18 protein-coding genes are annotated in these 21,329 nt (G+C 71.0%); 5 read left to right on the forward strand and 13 right to left on the reverse strand.

The features are described from left to right. Positions 1 to 5: 5 nt before the first annotated feature. From ABZT06_RS05525 to ABZT06_RS05535, 3 genes are read right to left on the reverse strand one after another with little or no spacing between them, the layout of a single operon-like run. Positions 6 to 2,105: a non-ribosomal peptide synthetase gene (locus ABZT06_RS05525; protein ID WP_355735192.1), complete on the reverse strand. Its 2,100-nt coding sequence runs from the start codon at positions 2,103 to 2,105 to the stop codon at positions 6 to 8. 35 nt (positions 2,106 to 2,140) lie between these two features. Then, on the reverse strand, positions 2,141 to 4,609 hold the full coding sequence (locus ABZT06_RS05530) for a Pls/PosA family non-ribosomal peptide synthetase (protein ID WP_355735195.1): 2,469 nt from the start codon (positions 4,607 to 4,609) through the stop codon (positions 2,141 to 2,143). 35 nt (positions 4,610 to 4,644) lie between these two features. Continuing rightward, positions 4,645 to 5,853 carry a heparan-alpha-glucosaminide N-acetyltransferase domain-containing protein gene (locus tag ABZT06_RS05535; protein ID WP_355735198.1) on the reverse strand — a complete coding sequence of 403 codons (1,209 nt, stop codon included), beginning with the start codon at positions 5,851 to 5,853 and terminating at the stop codon, positions 4,645 to 4,647. 585 nt (positions 5,854 to 6,438) lie between these two features. Here ABZT06_RS05535 and ABZT06_RS05540 point away from each other — a divergent pair. Further along, the gene (locus tag ABZT06_RS05540) at positions 6,439 to 7,584 is read left to right on the forward strand and encodes a YihY/virulence factor BrkB family protein (protein ID WP_355735201.1); all 1,146 of its coding nucleotides are present in this window, start codon (positions 6,439 to 6,441) and stop codon (positions 7,582 to 7,584) included. A gap of 292 nt (positions 7,585 to 7,876) precedes the next feature. Here the strand turns inward: ABZT06_RS05540 and ABZT06_RS05545 are convergent, their stop codons facing one another. After that, a complete protein-coding gene (locus ABZT06_RS05545; protein WP_355735204.1) occupies positions 7,877 to 8,713 on the reverse strand; it encodes an NmrA family NAD(P)-binding protein in 837 nt (278 codons plus the stop codon). Positions 8,714 to 8,794: 81 nt separating this feature from the next. Here ABZT06_RS05545 and ABZT06_RS05550 point away from each other — a divergent pair, with 81 nt between their 5' ends. After that, on the forward strand, positions 8,795 to 9,736 hold the full coding sequence (locus ABZT06_RS05550) for an AraC family transcriptional regulator (RefSeq protein WP_355735207.1): 942 nt from the start codon (positions 8,795 to 8,797) through the stop codon (positions 9,734 to 9,736). A 9-nt stretch (positions 9,737 to 9,745) separates the two neighbouring features. Then, positions 9,746 to 10,414, forward strand: coding sequence for a helix-turn-helix domain-containing protein (locus tag ABZT06_RS05555; RefSeq protein WP_355735210.1), 669 nt, complete (start codon positions 9,746 to 9,748; stop codon positions 10,412 to 10,414). Here the strand turns inward: ABZT06_RS05555 and ABZT06_RS05560 are convergent. Together ABZT06_RS05560 and ABZT06_RS05565 are read right to left on the reverse strand one after the other, a co-directional pair. Beyond that, positions 10,394 to 10,819, reverse strand: coding sequence for a VOC family protein (locus ABZT06_RS05560; RefSeq protein WP_355735212.1), 426 nt, complete (start codon positions 10,817 to 10,819; stop codon positions 10,394 to 10,396). The genes ABZT06_RS05555 and ABZT06_RS05560 overlap by 21 nt on opposite strands. A gap of 52 nt (positions 10,820 to 10,871) precedes the next feature. Further along, complete coding sequence (locus ABZT06_RS05565; protein ID WP_355735215.1) at positions 10,872 to 11,504, reverse strand: VOC family protein; 633 nt, start codon at positions 11,502 to 11,504, stop codon at positions 10,872 to 10,874. A gap of 72 nt (positions 11,505 to 11,576) precedes the next feature. Between ABZT06_RS05565 and ABZT06_RS05570 the strand changes: the two genes are divergently transcribed. Both ABZT06_RS05570 and ABZT06_RS05575 read left to right on the forward strand, forming a co-directional pair. Continuing rightward, on the forward strand, positions 11,577 to 12,236 hold the full coding sequence (locus ABZT06_RS05570) for a ThuA domain-containing protein (protein ID WP_355735217.1): 660 nt from the start codon (positions 11,577 to 11,579) through the stop codon (positions 12,234 to 12,236). Between the two features lie 213 nt (positions 12,237 to 12,449). Further along, complete coding sequence (locus ABZT06_RS05575) at positions 12,450 to 12,989, forward strand: peptidoglycan-binding protein (protein WP_355735220.1); 540 nt, start codon at positions 12,450 to 12,452, stop codon at positions 12,987 to 12,989. 33 nt (positions 12,990 to 13,022) lie between these two features. Here ABZT06_RS05575 and ABZT06_RS05580 read toward each other — a convergent pair whose 3' ends face one another. The 7 genes from ABZT06_RS05580 to ABZT06_RS05610 all read right to left on the reverse strand — a co-directional run bounded on the left by ABZT06_RS05580 (position 13,023) and on the right by ABZT06_RS05610 (position 21,010). Then, the gene (locus ABZT06_RS05580; RefSeq protein WP_355735223.1) at positions 13,023 to 13,445 is read right to left on the reverse strand and encodes a helix-turn-helix transcriptional regulator; all 423 of its coding nucleotides are present in this window, start codon (positions 13,443 to 13,445) and stop codon (positions 13,023 to 13,025) included. 160 nt (positions 13,446 to 13,605) lie between these two features. Then, positions 13,606 to 14,649: a LacI family DNA-binding transcriptional regulator gene (locus tag ABZT06_RS05585; RefSeq protein WP_355735225.1), complete on the reverse strand. Its 1,044-nt coding sequence runs from the start codon at positions 14,647 to 14,649 to the stop codon at positions 13,606 to 13,608. 168 nt (positions 14,650 to 14,817) lie between these two features. Next, on the reverse strand, positions 14,818 to 16,410 hold the full coding sequence (locus ABZT06_RS05590) for a glycoside hydrolase family 43 protein (protein WP_355735227.1): 1,593 nt from the start codon (positions 16,408 to 16,410) through the stop codon (positions 14,818 to 14,820). Further along, positions 16,407 to 17,312 (reverse strand): carbohydrate ABC transporter permease, encoded by a 906-nt coding sequence (locus ABZT06_RS05595; protein ID WP_355735230.1) that lies wholly within the window; start codon positions 17,310 to 17,312, stop codon positions 16,407 to 16,409. The genes ABZT06_RS05590 and ABZT06_RS05595 overlap by 4 nt, the downstream gene beginning before the upstream one ends. Continuing rightward, the gene (locus tag ABZT06_RS05600; RefSeq protein ID WP_355735232.1) at positions 17,312 to 18,196 is read right to left on the reverse strand and encodes a sugar ABC transporter permease; all 885 of its coding nucleotides are present in this window, start codon (positions 18,194 to 18,196) and stop codon (positions 17,312 to 17,314) included. Before ABZT06_RS05600 ends, ABZT06_RS05595 begins: the two co-directional genes overlap by 1 nt. A gap of 19 nt (positions 18,197 to 18,215) precedes the next feature. Beyond that, on the reverse strand, positions 18,216 to 19,550 hold the full coding sequence (locus tag ABZT06_RS05605) for an extracellular solute-binding protein (RefSeq protein WP_355735235.1): 1,335 nt from the start codon (positions 19,548 to 19,550) through the stop codon (positions 18,216 to 18,218). Positions 19,551 to 19,921: 371 nt separating this feature from the next. After that, positions 19,922 to 21,010: a LacI family DNA-binding transcriptional regulator gene (locus ABZT06_RS05610; protein ID WP_355735238.1), complete on the reverse strand. Its 1,089-nt coding sequence runs from the start codon at positions 21,008 to 21,010 to the stop codon at positions 19,922 to 19,924. Positions 21,011 to 21,329 lie beyond the last annotated feature (319 nt).

A 21,329-nucleotide genomic window follows, 5' to 3' on the forward strand; every position in this document is an offset into this window, starting at 1 on the left:
TCCTTTCAGCTGTGCCGGTCGAGCAGGTCCGCCAGGTCCGCGAGGACCGGGTGGCGGACGACGTCCTGGAGGGTGATCGCCCGGTCCAGGGCGATCGCGAGGCGCACGGCGGACAGCGAGCTGCCGCCGCGGTCGAAGAAGTGGTCGAGCCGGCCGATCCGGTCGGCGGGCACGCCGAGCACCTGGGCCCAGGCATCCGCAAGCCGCCGCTCGCCGGCCGTCACGGGCCCGCCCGCCGCACCGTCCGCCGCACCGGCGTCGAGGTCCTCGGCGAGCGCGGTGAGCGTGCGGCGGTCGGTCTTGCCGTTGGCGGTCAGCGGCAGGTGCTCACGCCAGTGCACGACGGCGGGCACCATGTACGACGGCAGCGACACGGCCAGCCGTTCCCGTACGGTGTCCGCCGCCACCGGCTCGGGCCCGGCGCAGAAGGCGGCGAGCCGGCTGCCCCGTACGACCACGACGGCCCCGTCGCGCACCCCGTCCACCCGCAGCAGCGCGTTCTCGATCTCGCCGATCTCGACGCGGAACCCGCGGATCTTGACCTGGGTGTCCCGGCGGCCGAGGAACTCCAGTTTGCCGTCGGACCGCCAGCGCCCCACGTCACCGCTGCGGTACAGCCGCTCGCCGGGCCGGTGGGGGTCCTCCGTGAAGGCGGCCGCGGTGCGCTCGGGGTCGTTGACGTACCCCCGTCCGACGCACACCCCGGAGAAGACGATCTCGCCCGGCGCGCCCAGCGGCACCGGGACCAGGTCCTCGTCGACGACGTACACCCGCACATTGCGCACCGGACGCCCGAGCGGGACCCGGTCGCCGTCCGGCACCCGGTCCATGACCTCGTGGTTGGTGTCGTCCGAAGTCTCGGTCAGGCCATAGGCGTTGGCCAGCCTGATCCCGGGCGCGGTGGCGAACCAGCGCTGCACCAGCTCCCGCTTCACCGCCTCACCGGTCACCGACACACAGCGCAGGCCGGGCAGTTCGCGAGGCCGCTGCCCCAACTCGGCGAGCACCGCCTCCAGATACGACGGCACGACCTGGAGCACGTTCACCCGCCCCCGGACCACCGTGTCCACGAGCCGCGGCACGTCCAGGATCGTGTCCTGCCCGACGATCAGTGTCCGCCCGCCGACGACCGGCCCGGCGAGCAGCTGCCACAGGGAGATGTCGAAGCACTGCGGAGCGGTCTGCGCGACCACGTCGTCCTCGCCGATTCCCAGGTCCTCCACCTTGGCGAGCACATGGTTGAGGAAGCCGGCGTGCTCGCACATCGCGCCCTTGGGCTCACCGGTGGAGCCGGACGTGAAGTAGATGTACGCCAGTTGGCCTGCCGCGACCGGGATACCGAGGTCGTCGTCCGGGTGGCCCTCGGCGTACGCGGCGTCCACGAACAGCGTCTCGGCGGCCGTACCGGACAGCGATCCGGTGCTGCCGTCCTCGGTGACCACGAGCTCGCAGCCCGCCCGGAACAGCGTCTTCGCGACCCGCTCGGCCGGGAAGTGCGGCTCGACCGGCAGATACACCCCGCCCGCCTTGAGCACGCCGAGCACGGCCGCCATCCAGTCCAGGTTCCGTTCCATGACGACCGCGACGACATCCTCGGCCGTGAGACCGCGGGCCAGCAGGGCCCGGCCGACCTGGTTGGCGCGTGCGTTGAGCTCGGCGTACGTCCACCGCCGCCCGTCCTGCACGGCGGCCACGGTGTCCGGGTGCTTCTCGACCCGCTCCTCGAACAGCTCGTGCACCCGCCGGTCCGGGAGTTCACGGACCGGGCCCGCCAACTCCTCCAGCTGGAAGCGGAGTTCGTCCTCGGACAGCAGGCTGGTGCGGTCCGGGTGGGCGAGCGCCGTGAGGTGGTAGCCGGCGACACGGGCGGCCGCGTCGGAGTCCAGGGCGCCGGCGCGATAGCGCAGCCGCAGCTCACCGTCGGTGACCGCGACACGCAGCTCGTCGCCGGCGGTGCCCTCCGTCCCGCCCGAGAGAGCGGCGAGGACCCTGGTGTGGGCCGCGAGCAGCGCGGCGGGATCGGTCGGTGTGCCGTCCGGCAGCGGGACCGCGTACTCGATGACGTCCGGTATCGGACCGGACCTGCGGTGCGGAGTTGTCTGCATGACTTTCTTCCCCCAGTTCTCTTCGTTCGGACGGTTCAGGCGCCTCGCGGCGCCACCGCCGGATTCCCGCCCCAGTGCGCCCCCGCGGGCATCTCCTCGCCCTTCATCAGGAAGGCATCGGCACCGAGCACGGCGCCGTCGCCCATCGAGACGCCGTAGTGGACCAGCGCGCCCGCGCCGAGGGTGCAGCCGTCGCCGATGACGATGTGGTCGGACTTGAAGGTGCCGTCCTCCTGGGAGTGCGCCTGCACCTTGGAGTGGTGGCCGAGCGTGGTGTCGCTGCCGATCGCGACCAGCGTCCGCTCGGTGATGTAGCAGCCGTCGTCGAAGACCCGCCGGCCGATCCGCACGCCCAGCAGCCGCCAGACGAGGTTCTTGAACGGGGTGCCGTCGAACACGGCCAGATGGTGGTCGGGCACCTTCCACAGCCGCTCGTGCCACCAGAAGTACGGGTCGTAGATGGAACACAGCCGCGGCCGCAGCGGCCGGAACCGGGTGATCACGCGCTCCACCAGGGCCCAGTAGCCGGCGGTGACCGCGAGGCCGGCCATCAGGTAACCGCCGATCAGCGGTCCGCCGAGGGCGCCCCGGCCGCCGTAGAGATCGACGGCCGCGAAGCCGAGCATCGTCAGCAGGAACCAGTGCAGCCAGCGCAGGAACAGGAACAGGGCCATCGTGCGGGCGTTGGAACGGTTCTTGCCGGCCAGGCGGCGGCGCAGCTCGTCGCCCTCGCGGAAGTGGTCGAAGCGGGTGTCCCGCTCCACCGTGCGGGGGATCTCGAAGGGCGGTGAGCCCAACAGGCCCACACCTTCGCGGAGTTCGCCGTCGAGCGGGACCAGCACCTTGGTGGCGAGCAGGCAGTTGTCGCCGGTGCGGCCGCCGACGGGATAGGCGATGTGGTTGCCGAGGAAGTTGTGGCCGCCGATCGTGACCCGCGAGAGGCGGAACGAGGTGCTGGAGTACTCGGCGTTGAGGATCGACAGTCCGTCGGCGACCATCGTGCCGCTGCCGACGGTGGCCAGGTACGGCGTCTCGTGCGACACCTCGGTGCCGAAGTTCGAGCCGGTCTGCTCGACGCGCGAGAGGTCGTAGCCGATGGACCGCAGGTAGGGGACGATGTACGAACTGTCGCCGCACAGCCACTTGAAGAACCTGATGTTGGTCATGCGGGCGATCGCGCGCTGCACCGAGTAGTGGAAGCCGTACAGCGGATAGACCCGGTCCGCCCTGAGGGTCAGGTTCAGCAGCCGCGGCAACACGGTCACGGTGACGAGGCCGAGGACCACGAAACCGGCGAACAGGGCCACGGACAGCGTGAGCGCCTCGGCGTAGAACGCCGCCGACGCCAGTTCCCTCGCGTCCGGTTCGAGCAGCGGGTCCAGTGCCGGTACGAGGTCCATCACCAGGAAGGTGCCGCCGATGCCGAGCGGGACGTACACCAGCAGTGTCTGGAGCAGGGTCACGAGGGCGTAGCCGGCCCGGCGCGGGGTGGTGCAGCGGGTCGCGGGGACGCGGACGTGGTCGACGTCGGTGGGGCGGGCCGGGGAGCCGTGCCAGCTCCGGCCGGCGGGGATGGCGGTGCCGTCGTACAGGGCGGAGGAGTGGCCGAGCTGGCCGCCGTCGCCGATCGAGGTGCCGATGCCGAGGACGGTCTTCTCGCCGACGAAGACGTCCCGGCCGAGGGTGACGGGGCCGGTGCGGATCCGGCCCGCGTGGGCCCGGTAGCCGAGGAACAGGGCGTCCTTGCGGATCACCGTGCCGGCGCCCACGGTCAGCAGGTCGGTGCAGACCGGTACCGAGTGGGACAGGATCGTGACACCCGGGCCGATGCGGGCGCCGAGGGCCCGCAGGTACAGGACGTACAGCGGGTTGCCCGTGAACAGGACCATCGGGTTGGCGTGCAGCAGCGCCTTGACCAGCCAGAAGCGGACGTAGGCGAGACCCCACACCGGGAACTCCGTCTCCTTCCACCGGCCCACCAGCACCCACTTCGCCACGACGGGCAGGGTGCACAGGGCGAGGAACAGGGCCCCGCCGAAGACCAGCGAGCGCAGATACACGGAGAGCGGGCCGTTCGCGCCCGATATCCAGGAGTACCCCTCGGCGGTGGCGACACCGGCCCCGAAGCAGTACGCGGCGAAGACGAGGAACTGCAGGAGGCCGCAGAGCGCGTAGCGGGCGCTGCTGCCCGGCGGCGGGGGCGGCTCGGCCGGCCGCGCGGGGGCCGACTCGGTGGCCGGGACCTCGGCGAGGGCGGTCGCCAGAGAGCGGATCGTCGGATGACCGTAGACGTCCCTCATCGACACCTGCGGCAGATCGTCCCGCTTCCGCACCCGGGCGCAGAACTGCGCCATGACCAGGGAGTTGGCGCCCAGGTCGTCGAAGAAGTGGCTGTCGAGCGGAACTTGCTCCGTCTTCACGACCCCGGCCAGCACCTCGGCGAGGACCTGGGCGGTGCCGTCCACCGGGGCGACTGTCGTGATCTCGCCTGGATTTACCACCACTTGAGCTCCTAGATCATTATTTTTGGTCTTATGGACTATTCGGTGTGCCTGCTAAGTCGGACCGGGTCCTCCACCGGTTCCGGGGGGCGTGGTGGTGTTACGGCCTCGCGACACCGCCGGGCCGCGCCTGCGACGACCGTTTCCAGCGGGCCACGCCCGACGTGCCGCCACGAGAGGGCGAACAGGAGCGCTCCGAGGGTCATGACGGCGTACAGGAGCTCGGGGGAGCCGGAGAGCGCGCCGGTGGCGAGAAGGAGCACATGGGCGGCGTACAGGGTCAGCGGCATGCTGCCCGCCGCCGCGAGCGGCGTGAGCGCCCGCGTGAGAAGGGCACTCCTGGTCAGCAGCAGGGCACCGCCGAGGATGGCCGCCGCCGAGCCCAGGGTGAGAAGCATGTCGAAGGGCGTGGTCGTGTGCGGCGCCCGCGAGAGCAGCGCCCACCAGGTCACGCCGTCGGGGCTGTCCCACAGCGCCTCGGCGCGGGAGACGCCCGGGAACTCCGCGCGCCACAGGTGCCGCAGCCCCCCGAACCGGAACAGGACCAGGGAGGAGACCAGCCAGACCCCGGCCACGAGTGCGAGACCGCCCCCGAGGAGCCGGGGCGCGACCTTGCGTGAGGTCAGGTCCAGCCGGCCGAGGGCGAGCCCGGCGCACAGATAGGCGGTCCAGGCGAGCACCGGGTAGTCGCCGTGCACGAGCAGGTCCGACACCAGGCCGAGCGGATCGGTGACCACGTCCCGGAGGGTCGGATCGCCGTCGAAGGCGGGCCGGGGCAGTACGCCTCGCAGCGCGTGCACGGCGAACGGAGCTCCCACCGCGAGGGCCAGCGACAGACCCGCCAGGGTCCGCGGGCCGAGGCCCAGCAGCGGGATCGCGATCAGGAACAACAGGGCGTAGAACGCCAGGATCACGTCCACGTCCAGGTCCGCCGCGCGCGAGGCGAAGCCGAGGAGCAGTCCGATCAGCGCGATGACACCGGCCCGCGCCGCCACCGCGAGGGTTGCGGGCCGCCCGGTCGCCGGCCGGCGACCGCCGGTCGTGAAGGCCAGTCCGATCCCGGCCGTCACGGCGAACGTCGCCGAGGAACGGCCGCCCGCGAACATCCAGGCGGGCGTGGGCGATCCGGCCTCGTCGAACGCGCCGAACACGTGAACGGAGAACATTCCGAGCAGTGCGAGGCCCCGTGCCACATCGACCCCCACGATGCGCGGCACGGCTTGCTTCGGCGCGTACGGAGCAGGCATGAAAATTCTCCAGAGTGGGATACGGCGGAATATCGCCCGCTGTTCATCGCGCAGCGGAAAATCATGAAGAGGTACCCCCGTGGTTCCGGTGTTCCGGAAGAAAAGGAAGTGCCGTGAGGCGCGGAATGGAATAGGAGAAGGAGCGGTTCTGTATGCGCCTGGAGTGACCACGCGACGGGGACGGGGTGGTCGGCTCGAGCCTTGGTCAAGGCCCTGAGAATGCAATCCGAATTGTTTCGACGTGCTCATGAACGGGTCAAGCACGTTTCAGTCAATGGCGATTTCTTGCTGGTCGGCCGTTCATCGACGGTATGGCTCGTTTGTCTCGTCCGGTGGCGTCACCGGGGAACTATCCTGATGGATGGTGCATATGTCATCGAGTATTCCGTTTTCCAGGTCCGCGAAATCCGGCCAGCGGGTTCATGACAGAAAAGGGGTTCGATTTCCTTGACGATTTCCGCGGGATTGCCGGGAGTTTTCCGCGATATGGCGGAACCGAACACGAGCGGGCGTTCCCCGCACGGGCGTGCACCGGACCGGGACGCGGGGATGAGTGCACGCTCCCGTGGCGGATACCTTTAGGTCGTGCAGGCAGCAAGCGAATCCCCTCAAGAGCCCTCCGGCCGGCTCCACCGGGCCCGTGCCCTCTACCGGAACGTCTCGAAGCGCAGGACCGCCTGGCTGCTGCTCAAGGACACCGTCAACTCGTGCATCGAGTACCGCATCCTGGGGCTCGCCGCCGAGGCCGCGTTCTTCTCGCTGCTGTCCGTGCCGCCGCTGCTGCTCAGCCTCATCGGCCTGCTCGGCTACGTCGACGACTGGACCGGCACCGACAGCATCAGCAGCCTGGAGGCCAACCTCCTGGATGCCGCGCGCACGGTCCTGTCCGACAAGGGCGTACGGGAGATCGCGCAGCCGATCCTCGACGACGTGATGAAGGGCGGCAGGCCCGACGTCATCTCCGTCGGCTTCCTGTTCGCCCTGTGGTCCGGGTCGCGCGCGGTGAACGTCTTCATCGACACCATCACCGTCATGTACGGCCTCGACGGGGTCCGCGGCATCGTCAAGACCCGCCTCGTGGCGTTCGCGCTGTTCGTCGCGGCCTTGCTGATCGGCTCGGTGGCGCTGCCCCTGATGGTGGCGGGCCCGGACGCGGTGGTGCGGATCGTGCCCTGGTCGGAGACGGTGGTGCAGGTCCTGTACTGGCCCGTGGTGATCATCCTGTCCATCGCCTTCCTGACGACGCTGTACCACGTGTCGGTACCGGTGCGCTCACCGTGGATCGAGGACGTCCCGGGCGCGCTGGTGGCCCTGGCGATGTGGGTGCTGGGGAGCTTCCTGCTCCGGATCTACCTCCAGAGCACGATCGAGGGCGCGACGATCTACGGCTCGCTCGCCGCGGCGGTGGCGGTGCTGCTGTGGATCGGCGTCTCGGCCTTCGCGGTCCTGGTGGGCGCCGCGATGAACGCCGCGATCGACCGCGTGTGGCCGGCGGCGGCCACGGCGGCGGCCCGTGCGGCGAACGAGCGGATGCGGGAGGCGCAGGTCGCGGAGTACGTGGCCCGTGCGGCGGCGGGCCGGGACCTCGACCCCGACGATCCCGACGACGCGGACATGCCCTCGGAGTTCCCGGAGAGGTGGTCGCGCTTCCTGCCCCCGGAGGATGTGACCTCCCGCTTCCGGGCCCACGCGAAGACGACGCACCCCCCGCACAAGCCCGAGGGTTCCTGAGGGAGCGCGTCGTCGGCCGCGCGCCGGTGGGGCCGGTCGCGCCCACCGGCGGAGCCGCACGCCGGCACAGCGCCGCGGCCCTGCGCGGGCGGGCGACACCCGCTTCGACCAGCCGCAGCCCAGCGTCAAGCTTTCCAGGTCCCCGCTACCGCCGCCTCCCTCGCGAACTCCGTGAAGTCCCGCGCCTCCGCCGGTGGGGCCGGTCGCGCCCACCGGCGGAGCCGCACGCCGGCACAGCGCCGCGGCCCTGCGCGGGCGAGCGACACCCGCTTCGACCAGCCGCAGCCCAGCGTCAGGCTTTCCAGGTCCCCGCTGCCGCCGCCTCCCTGGCGAACTCCGTGAAGTCCCGCGCCTCCCTCCCGAGAACCTGCCGCACTCCGTCCGACAGATGCGCGTTACGCCCGTCCAGCAGCTGCTCGAACGCCTCGACCAACGGGCCGGCCTCCCCGTCCGGCACCCCGAACCCCACAAGCCGCTCCCTGTACTCCCGTGCCGGCACCGCCCGGTACGTCAGCTCACGCCCCGTCGCCTTCGCGATCTCCGCGACCGCGTCGCCGAAGGTGAGCAGACGGGGCCCCGACACGGTCACCGTCTCCCCGACGTACCGGTTGCCCGCCGACAGCGCGGCCACCACCACCTCCCCGATGTCCCGCACGTCCACGAACGGCTCCCGCACCTCACCCGCCGGGAACACCAGCTGCCCGCTCAGCCGCAGCTCCTCCACCAGCGGCCCCTCACTGAAGTTCTGCGCGAACCACGCGGCCCGTACGACCGTCCAGTCGGCCCCCGACGCCCGCAGCGCCTCCTCCGCGTCCCGCGCCCGGTCCTGCCCCCGCGACGACAGCAGCACCAGCCGTCGTACGCCCACCCCCACGGCCTCCCGCGCGAGGGCCCCGACCGCCTCGGCGGCCCGGGGGGCGCCGATGTCCGAGGGGTACGCGAGGTACGCCGCGTCCGCGCCCCGCAACACCCGCGCCCACGTCGACCGGTCCTGCCAGTCGAACCCCCGCGCCCGCGAGGCCGCCCGCACCGTCAGCCCCGCGGCCTCCGCGGACCGCGCCACTCGGCTGCCCGTACGACCCGAGGCACCGGTCACCACCACCGTCATGTTCCGCGCGTTCTCCGTCATGCCGTCGAGTCAACTCCCGTGCCCGGCAAGGGGCCATCGCTGAACGGCTCATTCCCATGCGCGCGCGTCTACGCTGACCGTATGGACGCTCTGGCAGGCCTGCTGGAAGGACCGCGGGCGCGTGGCGCCTTCATGATCCGTGCGTGTTTCGACCCGCCGTGGGCGGTGCGGGTGGAGGACCGGGCGCCGCTGACGGTCATGCTCATGGTCCGGGGGGAAGCCGTGATCCTGCCCGACTCGGGCGAGCGGATCCGGCTGCGCCCCGGCGACCTGGCCATCGCCCGCGGCCCCGACCCGTACACCTGCGCCGACGCCCCTGGTACGGCCCCGCAGGCGCTGATCCTGCCCGGCGCGGAGTGCCGCTACCCCGACGGACGGGCCCTGAACGGCTCCATGGACCTCGGCGTCCGCACCTGGGGCGACCGGCTCGACGGCGAGGCCGTGATCCTCATCGGGACGTACCTGATGGAGGGCGAGATCAGCAACCGGCTCCTGGACGCCCTGCCGCCGCTGCTCTCGCTGACCCCCGACGTGTGGGAGTGCCCCCTGACCCCCCTCCTCATGGAGGAGATCGTCCGCGACGAGCCGGGTCAGGAGGTCGTCCTGGACCGGATGCTGGACCTGCTGGTCATCGCGGCGCTGCGGGCCTGGTTCTCCCGGCCCGAGGCGGCGGCGCCCGCCTGGTACGCGGCGCTGGCGGACCCTGTCGTGGGCCGGGTGCTGCGGCTGATGCAGGACGATCCCGCGCATCCGTGGACGGTGGCTTCCCTGGCCGCCAAGGCGGGGGTGTCGCGGGCGGCGCTCGCCCGGCGGTTCGGTGAGCTGGTGGGGGAGCCGGTGATGGCGTATCTGACCGGGTGGAGGCTGGCGCTGGCGGCGGACCGCCTGCGGGAGGGGACGACGACGCTCGACGCGATCGCCCGGCAGGTGGGGTACGGGAGCGCGTTCGCACTGTCCAGCGCGTTCAAGAGGGGGTACGGGGTCAGTCCGCAGGAGTTCCGGCTGCGGGTCGGCGCGCCGTAGCCTGGGGGCGTGTACGCGGAACGGCCGTCCAGACTCGAAGGCGCCGTCATCTGGACCGGCGACGGCTCCGGACGCGTCCTGCCCGACGGGTGCATGGACCTGCTCTGGAACGAGGAGCGACTGCTCGTCGCCGGACCCGACACGCGTGCGTACGTCACCACAGGCGCCCGCGGTACCTGGACCGGCCTGCGCTTCTCTCCCGGTTCCGCGCCCGCCTTCCTGGGGGTGCCGGCCCATGAACTGCGCGACCGAAGGGTCGAGTTGACCGATCTCTGGCCGGTGACGGAGGTACGGCGGCTGCGGAGCCGTGTCGCCGCGGCACCCGACCCCGCCACGGCCCTCGAAGACCTCGTCCTGGAGCGCGCGGCCCCTCCCGATCCCGTCCTGCGCGCCCTCGTCACCTCTCTCGACGCGGGCCGCCCCGTCGCCGTGACCGCCGACGAACTCGGCCTCGGTGCACGCCAGTTGCACCGCCGTTCGCTCGTGGCGTTCGGGTACGGACCGAAGACCCTGGCCCGGATCCTGCGGCTGCGGCGAGCCCTCGCGCTGGCCACGGCCGGGGTGCCGTTCGCGGAGACGGCAGTGCGGAGCGGGTTCGCGGACCAGGCCCATCTCGCGCGGGACGTACGCGAGTTGACTGGCGTGCCGCTCGGGCGGCTACTCGCCGGCGGGCTGTGACATGTGCGGCTCCGCCGCGTGGGGGGCGTACAGGTCGACGCCGTTGCCGTCGGGGTCGTGCAGGGACGCGTACCGCTGGCCCCAGACGGCGTTCCACGGCTTGAGCTCACCGTGCCAGCCCTCGCCCACCAGCTCCTCGTACACCGCGTCGACCTCGGCCGGGCTGTCGCACCGCAGCGCGAGCCCGGTGCGGCTGCCGCCGGCCGGTGCCCGCCAGCCGGGGTGGAAGGAGCGGACGGTCTCCTCGGTGTCGAGCATCAGCCGTACACCGCCCGGGAGTTCGGCCTCCGCGTGCGGCTGCGACTCGGCCCCCTCGGGGAACGGGAACCCGAGCCGCCGGTAGAAGGCGACAGAGGCCGCCATGTCGGAGGCCACCAGTCCGATGGCATCGAATCGTGGAGTCATGCCGTCACCGTAGGCGGCCCTTCGGCGCCCGGTCTTGAAGGAATCGGACACGTCAGCCGAAGGCCACCGGCCCCCGCGGGGTGTCCACCGTGAAGGAGAGCCCCACCGGGCCCTCGGCGAGGACGAGTTCGGCGTCGAGGGCGGCGAGGAGGGGCCGGATCTCGTCGGGAGCCGGGGCGGTCGCGGTCAGGGAGAGCAGGGCAGTGGTGGGGAGGCCCGAGGCCGTGGGATGCGTCGAGGTGCCCCAGTCGATCAGGAAGGGGACCAGGCCGGAGGGATGCTGGGTGTCGCCGTCCGTGAGGCGCCATTCCAGCAGGACGCCGTCGGGGCGGCGACGGCTCATCGGGCGGATCTCGCCCGGGTCGTAGCCACGGGCCCGGGCTCTCGTCACCGCAGCGTCCAGGTCGGGCGGGCTGATCGCCCAGGTCACCGTGCGCGCGGCGGCGAGCGTGTCGACGTCGAAGGGGCGCCGGCCCGTCGGCTCCGGCTGCTCCGGGTCCGGGCCGATGATCTCCAGATAGGCGGTGCCGCCCAGCGACACGAGGTGGTTGCGGGTACCGAGACCGACATGCACACCACCCGGGGCGGGGGTGACACCGGTACGCCGGGTGAAGTCGGCGACCGTCGCCGCCAGATCGGGGGTCGCGAGGACGAGATGGTCCAGCCGTGCGGGAATCGCGTTCACCACGCCGAGGCTACGGCCCGCCGACCGCACCATGGAACACCTGTACGGCGACACGCCTTCTAGGCTCAGGACATGGCTCCCCGACTCCTCGTCCACACCCGCACCACCGCCTACCGCCACGACTCCATCCCGGCCGCCGTCGACGCCGTCCGCGCCCTCGGCGGCTTCGAGGTCGACGCGAGCGAGGACCTGGCGGACCTGGAGCGGCCCCTCGACCGGTACGCCGCCGTCGTCTTCCTCTCCACCAGCGGTGAGATCCTCACCCCGGCCGGGCGCGAGCGGCTGGCCGCTCACGTGGAGTCGGGCGGCGGGTTCGTCGGGGTGCACGCGGCCGCCTGCACCGAATACACCTGGCCCTACTACGGCGAGTTGCTGGGCGCCCGGTTCGACAAGCACCCCGCGTACCAGCCCGGCAGGGTCCGCGTCGAGGACCACGACCACCCGGCCACCCGTCACCTGCCCGCCGTATGGGAGTTCACCGACGAGTGGTACGACTTCCGGACCAACCCCCGAGGATCCGTGCGGGTGTTGGCCTGCGCCGACGAGTCCTCGTACGAAGGCGGCGGGATGGGTGCCGACCATCCGCTGGTGTGGTGCCGGGAGCAGGGCGCGGGCCGGGTCTTCTACACGGCGCTCGGGCACGCCGCCGAGGCGTACGAGGACCCCGGCTTCCGGGCCCATCTGCTCGGCGGGATCACCTGGGCGGCACGTCCGGAGCGGAGCCGGGCCTGAGCCCGTCCCACCCCGTCCCGGCAGGTCCCCGTACGGCCCGCGCTCCCGGACCACACCGCCGTACGCGGGAGGGACCGTCCCCCGCGGGTCCGGGGACGCGGGCAGCTCTCGCCGTGCGCACCTCAGCCCTGTGAGTCTTTGCTGCCAAGCGAAGCGAGCCGTTCCAGGGGGAACCACGGGGGGAACCACGGCGGTTCGGAAAGGGAGACTTCCATGAGCATGCGCAAGCGGGCCGCCGCGATGGTGACGGCCGCGTTGCTGGGCGCCGGGACGCTCGGCCTCGCCGTGGCGCCGGCTGCCGACGCGGCCTCGTACCACGGCGTCGACGGCAACGGCGTCGTCAGCGACGACTGGCAGGACGAGGAGAACCTGGGCGTCGACGACCACGCCAACGGCAACGCGACGGCCCTGTGGCAGTCCGTCCTGTACGCGGACGGCGCCAAGTGGCAGGACGAGGACGGGGACTGGCACAACTTCGCCAAGAGCCAGATCGACGGCTCGTTCGGCCCGCAGACCGAGTCCGCCACCCAGTGGTGGCAGGAGCGCTACGGACTCACCGAGAACGACGGCGTGGTCACCGACCAGAGCTGGGAGTTCGCCCAGCAGTGGCTCCACGGCCCCGTCCCGGGCGGCGGCGTCCGCTACGACGGCGACAGCCGGGACGTCGACTTCAAGCGGGTCGGCGGCAAGTACCGGGTCAAGCTCAAGGGCACCGGCCCCTGGCGGAACGCGTACTACGACCAGCTCGGCTGACCCCGGCCGGCGGGGGAGCGGGCGGCCGTACCGTCACCCGCTCCCCGACGGCCACGCCCACAGCACCCCCACCACCAGCAGCACGATGACGGCGAACGCGACCAGCGCAGCCGCACGCCACCGCCGGTACTCGAGACCGGCCGGGACCGACACCGCCACCTCCGGCGCCACCGCCGTCACCACCGTGCCGTACGGCCAGACCGGGGCGGCCAGGTCCCACAGCGCCAGCAGCCGCGCGTGGTCCGCGCCCGCCACCCGGCACAGCGCCTGCACCGCCCCCCGCGGCGGCTGCTTGGCCCCGCTGAGATACCGCTGCCAGGACGACTTGCTGTACGCGGTGCGCCGGGCCAGCTCGGCGAGGCTCAGATCCGTACGGTCCTTGAGGTGCCGCAGCTGTTCGACGAGCTGCCGCGCCTCCCTCGGAAGCGAGTCCGGCAGCGGCCGCCAGCGCGTCATGGTCGTCCCCCAAGTGCTCGCCGCCGCCCCGGCAGGGGCAGCGGCCCCCCTCCCCGCCGCATCGTTCGACGCCCGTCCGCCCCGGCCAGTTCCCCTCGCCCACGGATGACCGAAGCTGAACGAAACCGGCGGTGGGTGGCCCCTGCAGCCGGTCGACGGTTCAGCCGGGCGGCGGGGCCGTGCTCGCCCGCTCCACCAGCCGCGTCGACAGCTCGGTCCGGGTGCTCTCCGGGCGATCTCCCTCCCTCATGCGGACCAGCAGGCGCAGGGCCGTCGCCGCCATCTCCGACAGGGGCTGACGGACCGTGGTGAGCGCCGGAGTGGTCCAGCGGGCCTCGGGGAGGTCGTCGAAGCCGACGACGCTGATGTCGTCGGGGACGCGCAGGCCCCGTTCGGCCAGGGCCTCGTACACGCCGAGGGCCATGTGGTCGGAGCAGACGAAGACCGCGGTGGGCGGTTCGGGCAGATCGAGGAGTTCCAGCGTGCGGCGATGGGCCGCGCTCTCGTCGAAGCCGGCGTGGCGGACGTACTCGGGACGCTGCCGTATCCCCGCCGCCGCGAGCGCGGAACGGTAGCCCGCCACGCGCGCGCTGCTGCACATCTTGCGCTGGTGACCGGCGACGACCGCGATGCGTTCGTGGCCCAGCGCGAGCAGGTGCTCGGTCGCCGTCACCCCGCCCTGCCAGTTCGCCGCGCCCACCGAGACCACGCCCGGCGGCGGCTCCAGAACCGGGTCGATCAGGACGTACGGGATGCGGTGCTGGTCCAGCCAGCCGTACTGGGACGCCGTCAGCTCGGCCAGGTTGAACAGCACGCCGGAGGAGCCGCGTGCGGTGAGCTTGTCCATCCAGCCGCGGTCCGGGCGTCCGGCCCGGCTCCGGGTCAGTCCGGCCGAGACCACCACCTCCAGGCCCGCGTCGTGGGCGGCGGCCTCCACCCCGTGCAGCACCGCCCCCGACCAGGAGGTCTCCAGCGAGTGCACGACCAGGTCGACGAGACCCGACGACTTCGCCGCGTCGAACCTCGGTCTGCGGACATAGCCGAGCCGGTCCAGTGCCTCGGTGACCCGGCGGCGGGTCTCGGGGGCCACGTCCTCCCGGCCGTTGACCACCTTGGAGGCGGTCGGCACCGACACGCCCGCCTCCCGGGCCACGACCGCAAGCGTCGGACCGGCCGCCACGCTCGCACTCCCCGTGCGGACCATCGGGAACCACCTCTCCGGCCCGCCCGAGGGCCATGAAAGTTTCGACCAGCGCGGAAACAGCAAGCGCGAAACAGTAAGCGCTTCCTACCCTAGGTTCGCCCGCTGAAGTCGGGAAGAGGTCGGGCTCGGCCGGTCGTCGAGTCCCCCTGACTTTCGAAACCTCGAACGCTACCCGCAGCTCAGGCGGAACCCGGTGAAGTCAGCCGTGAAGGCCGCGTCGACCAGGTCCACGGCATGGATTCCGGCCATCGCGCCCGTGAACCGGAGCCTGGACCCGTGGTCGTCGGAGAGATGGGTGAAGTCCAGCTCCGGACCGATGAATTGCCGCTCGCCTTCCATGTCGAGAAACCAGAAACGGGCCACTCCCTCCACCACGGTCACCCCGAGTGTGAAGGCGCTTTCCGTGTCCACGTCGACCACGGCCACCTGCCGGGTGCTGCCCTCGTCCCGCTCGACCAGGCGGAGCACGGTCCGCCCGCCGCCCCGCCACTGCTGGCCACGCTGCTCCTCGCCCTCGGGCTCCGCCCAGGTCAGGTCCAGGGCCAGATAGGACGCGGTGTCGTACCAGAGCACCAGACCGGCGGCCTGCGTGAACGTGGTCGGCCGGGCCTCCACGGTGACCTCGGCCTCCGCCCGGTGCTCGGTGATCCGCTGGGCCAGCAGACTGTGCGCCCACCGCGACTCCGGCCCGTGCCGCCCCCGCAGCCGGATCCAGCCGGGGCGGGCGCCGGTGTCGGCCCAGGACGCATCGGGCGCGGCACGCAGGGTGCTCCAGGGCCAGGCCAACGGGGCACCGGACACGGTGAGTTGCTCCGCCGGCCCGGGCTGCGTGGATACGTCGACCTCGACCGCCGGATGCGAACCCCCGTGCCGCATCCTCGGCCAGCCCTCCGCATCCCACGTCACCGCCTGGATCGCCGTCTCCCGGCCGAGCGGGCAGCGCGGCCCGTCCGGCGTGTCCAGCGGGCGGGCGGCGAGATGACTCAACACCCAGCTGCCATCCGGTAGTTGGACCAGTTCGCCGTGCCCCGCCTTCTGCAGCGGCAGCGACGGGTCGTCCCGGGACGTCAGCAGCGGCCGGTCGTCCAGCTCGTACGGGCCGGTGATCTCCCGGCTGCGCGCGACCAGGACCCCGTGCTCGAAACCGGTGCCGCCCTCGGCGAGGACGAGGTAGTACCAGCCTTGGTGCCGAAGGAGCTTCGGCCCTTCGACGAGCCGTTCGTGCTGGAGCAGCAGGTGGGTGTCACCGACGGGCGCCAGCGTCTCCCGGTCCAGTTCGGTCAGCACGATCCCGGAGAAGCGCCGGCCGCCGGGGCGGTGGTCGTTCTGGAGGTTGAGCAGCCATAGCCGGCCCTCGTCGTCGTGGAAGAGCGCGGGGTCGAAGCCATGGCTCGCGATCCGCCGCGGTGCCGTCCACTCGCCGGACGCCGATGTCGCCGTACAGACATAGGTGTCCGTGTCGAAGTACGGAGTGCCGACCGAGCGGACGATCGAGTAGACCACCCAGAACCGCTCGCCGTCCCAGCTCAGGGAGGGTGCCCAGATGCCGCCCGAATCGGGGACGCCCGCAAGGGAGTCGCCCGGGACGGCGCCCTGGACATGGCCCGCGTACTCCCAGTGCGCGAGGTCGCGGGAGCGGTGCAGCGGGATCGTCGGGAACCACTCGAAGGAACTGGTCGCCACGTAGTACCGGTCGCCGACGCGGACCATCGACGGGTCGGGGGCGAAGCCCCGGATCACCGGGTTGTGCAGCAGGGTCACTTGAGGGCTCCGAGGGTGACTCCGGAACGCCAGTAGCGGCGCATCGCGACCATCATGATCGCCATGGGGACGATGGACAGCAGGGCGCCGGTGAGGACCAGGCTGGTGAGGTCGACGCCGGACTCCAGGCGCTTGCCGGACCAGTTGTAGAGGCCGATGTTGAGCGTCCAGTTGTTCTCGCCGCGCAGCACGGTCAGCGGCAGGAAGAAGGCGTTCCAGGTGTTGACGAAGGCCAGCAGGAACACCGTCGCGCCGCCGGTGGTCATCATCCGCAGCACGATGCTGAAGAAGATCCTCAGCTCCCCGGCACCGTCGATACGGGCCGCCTCCAGCAGCTCGAAGGGGATCGTGGCCTCGGTGTAGACCTTGGCGAGGTACACGCTGAACGGGTTGATCAGACAGGGGATCAGCATCGCCCAGGGCGTGTCGACCAGGCCGATCTCCGAGAACAGCAGGTACAGCGGCAGGGTGAGCAGCGCGATCGGGATCAGGAAGGAACCGACCACGCACGCGAACACCAGGTTGCGGCCGGGGAAGTCGAAGCGTGCGAGGCCGTAACCGGTGGCGAGCGCCAGCAGCGTGCCGCCCAGCGAGCCGACCCCGGCGTACAGGAACGAGTTGGCCGTCCAGCGCAGGAAGATGCCGTGCTCGTAGGTGAACAGCTGACGCAGGTTGTCCCACAGGTGCCAGCCGGAGAACCACAGCCCGTTGGACTGGTAGAGCCCGGTGCGGTCCTTGGTGGCCGCGACGACCAGCCACCACACAGGGAACAGGCTGTAGACGCTCGCCAGAGACAGCCCGACGAGCAGGAACCGCTGCCCGCCACGCGAACGGGCCGCCGGATCGGGCTTGGTGAGCCGCCGGACCGGCGTGCTCTTCGTGGGTTCCTCGACGAGGGTCATCAGTCGGCCTCCTTCGAGGTGAACCGGTAGAAGAGGAAGGAGGCGACGCCGAGGATCAGGGCGAGCAGCACCGAAAGGGCCGCCGCGTAGTGGTAGTTGCCGGCGTTGAACGCCTGGTTGTAGATGATCATGATCGGGGTGAAGGAGTCACTGACCGTCTGCGGGGTGACGTTCCGGAACAGCGCCGGCTCGTTGAAGATCTGGAGCATCTGGATGACGGAGAGCATCCCCGTCAGCACCAACGCCCCCCGCACGAACGGGATCTTGATGCTGAGCGCGATCCGCAGCTCCGAGGCCCCGTCGAGCCGAGCGGCCTCGAAGAGATCGCGGGGCACGCCTTGGAGCGCGGAGTAGATGATGACCATGTTGTAGCCGATGCCGTGCCAGGTCAGCAGGTTGCCGATGGACGGCCACACCATCGAGGGCGCGAAGAAGTTCCAGGAAAACCCGAAGATCTCGCCGAGCGGGGTGAGCGGGCCGACGTCCGGGCTGTAGAGGTTCAGCCACACGATGGCCGCGACCACGCCCGGGATCATGTACGGCACCAGCAGCAGGATCCGGAACCGCCCGGCCATCCTGGAGCTGAGCGCGTCAAGGAACAGCGCCAGCACCAGGCTGACCAGCAGCATGACCGGGATCTGCACACAGGCGAACAGCACGACCCGCAGCACGGACCCCATGAACGCCGAGTCGGTGAGGCCCTGTCGGTAGTTGTCCAGACCGGAGAACTCGTCGGTCGTACCCCCGAGCCCCAGCCCGGAGGACTGCGACCGGTACAGCGACTGGTAGACGGCGTACCCGATCGGCAGCAGGTACAGGAAGACGAAGCCGAGCTGGAAGGGCACCGTGAAGGCGGCACCCTTCCAACGCAGTGAGCGAATCATCAGCAGCAGCCCTCAGCCTCTAGCCCTTGACGCTGATGCCGCGGGACTTCAGGTCGGCGACCGTCCACTCCTGCATGTGCGCCAGCAGGTCGGTCACCGTCTGCTCCTTGCTGACCACCTTGGCCCAGCCGGCCTGCATCTCGGTGAACATCGCGGTCCAGTCGGGCCCGAAGGTCCAGTCGGTGGTGACGGTCTTCAGGCTGTCCTTCACGACCTGCTGGCCCGCCTGGTAGTTGGAGCCGAGCAGCTTCTCCGAGACCGCCTCGGGCACGTACGGGTCGCTGTCGGCCAGCGCCGGCATCACACCGTTGCCGGTGGTCGGACTCGCCATGATCTTCACCGCGCCGGTGTTCGTGGACATCCACAGCGCGGCCTCGGCGGCCTGCTCCTGGTTCTTGCAGCCCTTGGTCACCAGGGTCACGCTGCCGGTCAGGTTGGTGCCGGCCGGGGTCTTGGCGGCCTCACCGGTGAACGTCGGCCAGGGCGAAAGGCCCCAGTTCCCGAAGGACTTGGTGAAGTTCTGCACCATGCCGGCCATCTGCCAGGTGGAGATCTGCCGGGTGGCGGTGCCGCCGTTGTCGTAGTTGCGCTGCACGGCCGCGTAGTCGGCGAAGGACAGCTTGCTGTTGAGGTCGTTGTCGATGATCTCCTGGATCACCTTGGCGGCCTTCAGCGTGCCCGCGTCCTGGAAGTCCACCTTCCAGGAGTTGCCGTCGATGGCGTACCAGTGCGCCCCGGCCTGCATGGCGAGCACCTCCAGCGTGCTGGGGTCCTCACCGGCGGAGTTGGTGATCTTTATGCCGTGCTTCTTCAGCACCTTGCCCGCTGCGATGAACTCGTCCCAGGTCGTCGGCGCCTTGATGCCGTACTTCTTGAAGAGGTCGGTGCGGTAGATGGTGAAGTTCGGCGACGAACTGGTCGGCACGCCGTACGACTTCCCCTGCACCTGGGCGCTCGCCCACGACCCGGTGTTGAACTTGCCCTTCTCGCCCTCGACGTACTTCGTGATGTCGGCGAGCGCGCCCTGCGCGACCCAACTGGTGACGTACTCGGCGGTGTTCTGCACGAGACAGGGCGCGTTGCCCGCCTTCACCGCGTTGGTCAGCTGCTTCTGCATGGTCAGCTGGTCGGTGACCTTCGTGTACTTCAGCTGGATGTCCTTGTGCGAGGCGTTGAACGCCTTGACGACCGCGTCCTGGCCGTTGGCCCAGCCCCAGAAGGGGAGGGTGACCGGCCCGGACGACTGCGAGTCGTCGGAATCGTCCGACCCGCCGCACGCGGTGAGCAGACCTGACAACGCGAGTCCCGCAACGGCGACGCGGGCGAACCTTCTCCGGGGGCTGCTGAAGTTCATCTGACCGTGTTCCTTCGGAAAGTAGGGCGTCTCGGAGAGGAGAGAGGGGATCGGCGGCTCGGTGCCGGCCGGAAACGGCGGCCGGAAGTTCATCGGCTCGCGGTTGCGGGGGGTCGGCCCAGCAGAAGCTGTAGTAACCGGTTGCTGGGACGGTAGGCCGACGGTCCGGTGGTTAGCAAGAGGTAGACGACAATTTGTTACGCCGATTTGTCCACGAGGTTAGGTCCGGGCGCGCCCCGAAAATCCCGCACGACTTGACGTACTTCCAGCTCAGAGGCCTACCGGAGCGAAAGGCCCACAGCCGGGCTCCCCGGCGGACCGGCTCCCGGCGAGCGCGGAAACCGTTTACGAAACGATCTCTTCTTCTGTTGCTAGCGAGGTGGTGCGGGCGGCCGTACCGAGTTCCGTACGACGACATGGGTGCCCAGCACCAGATGGTCCCCGTCGGCCCCCCGGCGCCGTGGTCCACCGCCCTCACGCCGGTCCGCGACCGCACGCAGGGCGACCCGCCCCATCTCCTCGTACGGCACATGGACGGTGGTGAGCTGCGGGGTGAGCTGGGAGGCCAGCGGGATGTCGTCGTACCCGACGATCGACACGTCCTCGGGCACCCGCAGCCCGGCCGCCCGCAGCGCCTGCATGGCCCCGGCGGCGACGACATCGGTCCCGGCGAGGACGGCGGTGAACTCGAGCCCGTCCCGCAGGCCTTCCTCGACGGCCTCGTACCCGTGCTCGTAGTCGTAGGCCCCGTGCCGCACCATCCCTGGCTCGAACGGCACGCCGTACGCCTCGAAGGCGCGCCGGGCCCCGTTCAACCGCCCCTGGGCGGTGGTGAGTTCGGAGTGCCCGGGCAGCACGAGAACCCTCCGGTGCCCGGCCGAGAGCAGATGGCTGGCCATGGCGTAGGCCCCGCCCTCGTTGTCGTAGTCCACGGTGGTGGCCGGCACGTCACCTTCCAGCGGAGGCCGGCCGACGAGCACCAGATGCGACCCGGCGGCGTCCAGGGAACGGGCGAACCGGGCCATGCGCAGCTGGTACTCGTCGTAGTCGTAGGCCCCGCCGAGCAGCACCACGGCCGCGACCCCCTGCTGGCGCATGAGGTTGACGAGGGCGAGCTCACGCTCGGGGTCGTCCCCGGTGGTCCCCACGAGGGAGAGCCAGCCGCGCAGGGTGGCGGCGCCCTCCACTCCCTTGGCCACGTGGGCGAACGCGGCGCCGGTGATGTTGTTGATGAGGATGGCGACCGTGGGTGTGCCGCCCCCGGCGAGCGACCGGGCGTGCGCGTTGGTGACGTAGTCCAGATCGCGCACGACCTTCATCACCCTGCGGCGGAGGTCCTCGGAGACCGGGTAGTTCCCGGACAACACGCGCGAAACGCTGGCCACGGACACCTCGGCCCGCTCGGCCACGTCCCGGATGGTGGCCCGTCCGACGTCCCCGGACGCCTTGCGCTGACTCACCCTTGCGGCTCCTTAGTGAGAGTGGCCCGGCCACACCGGACCCAGGGTCCGGGAAACCGTATCCCCTTGTTACTACAGCACGATTCCGACGGCGTAGGCACCAACGGACGGCAAGTGCCCACCAACTCGGTCTGCACCCCGGACACCGGCCGTGAGGGAGCCGTAGGGGGCGCGTCGGTGTCGAGCGGTCATGGGGGCCCCTCCCGCTCGAACGAAGCCGAGAGTGGGGGAGCGCGGAGGCGCGAAGCGTCGAGCACGATCGGCCGCTCGACACCGACTGAGGCGCCCCCGTAGGCGACCGAACCAAGGTAGTGCGGGC

Source organism: Streptomyces sp. NPDC005483 (assembly GCF_040606035.1).
Classification (GTDB): Bacteria; Actinomycetota; Actinomycetes; order Streptomycetales; family Streptomycetaceae; genus Streptomyces.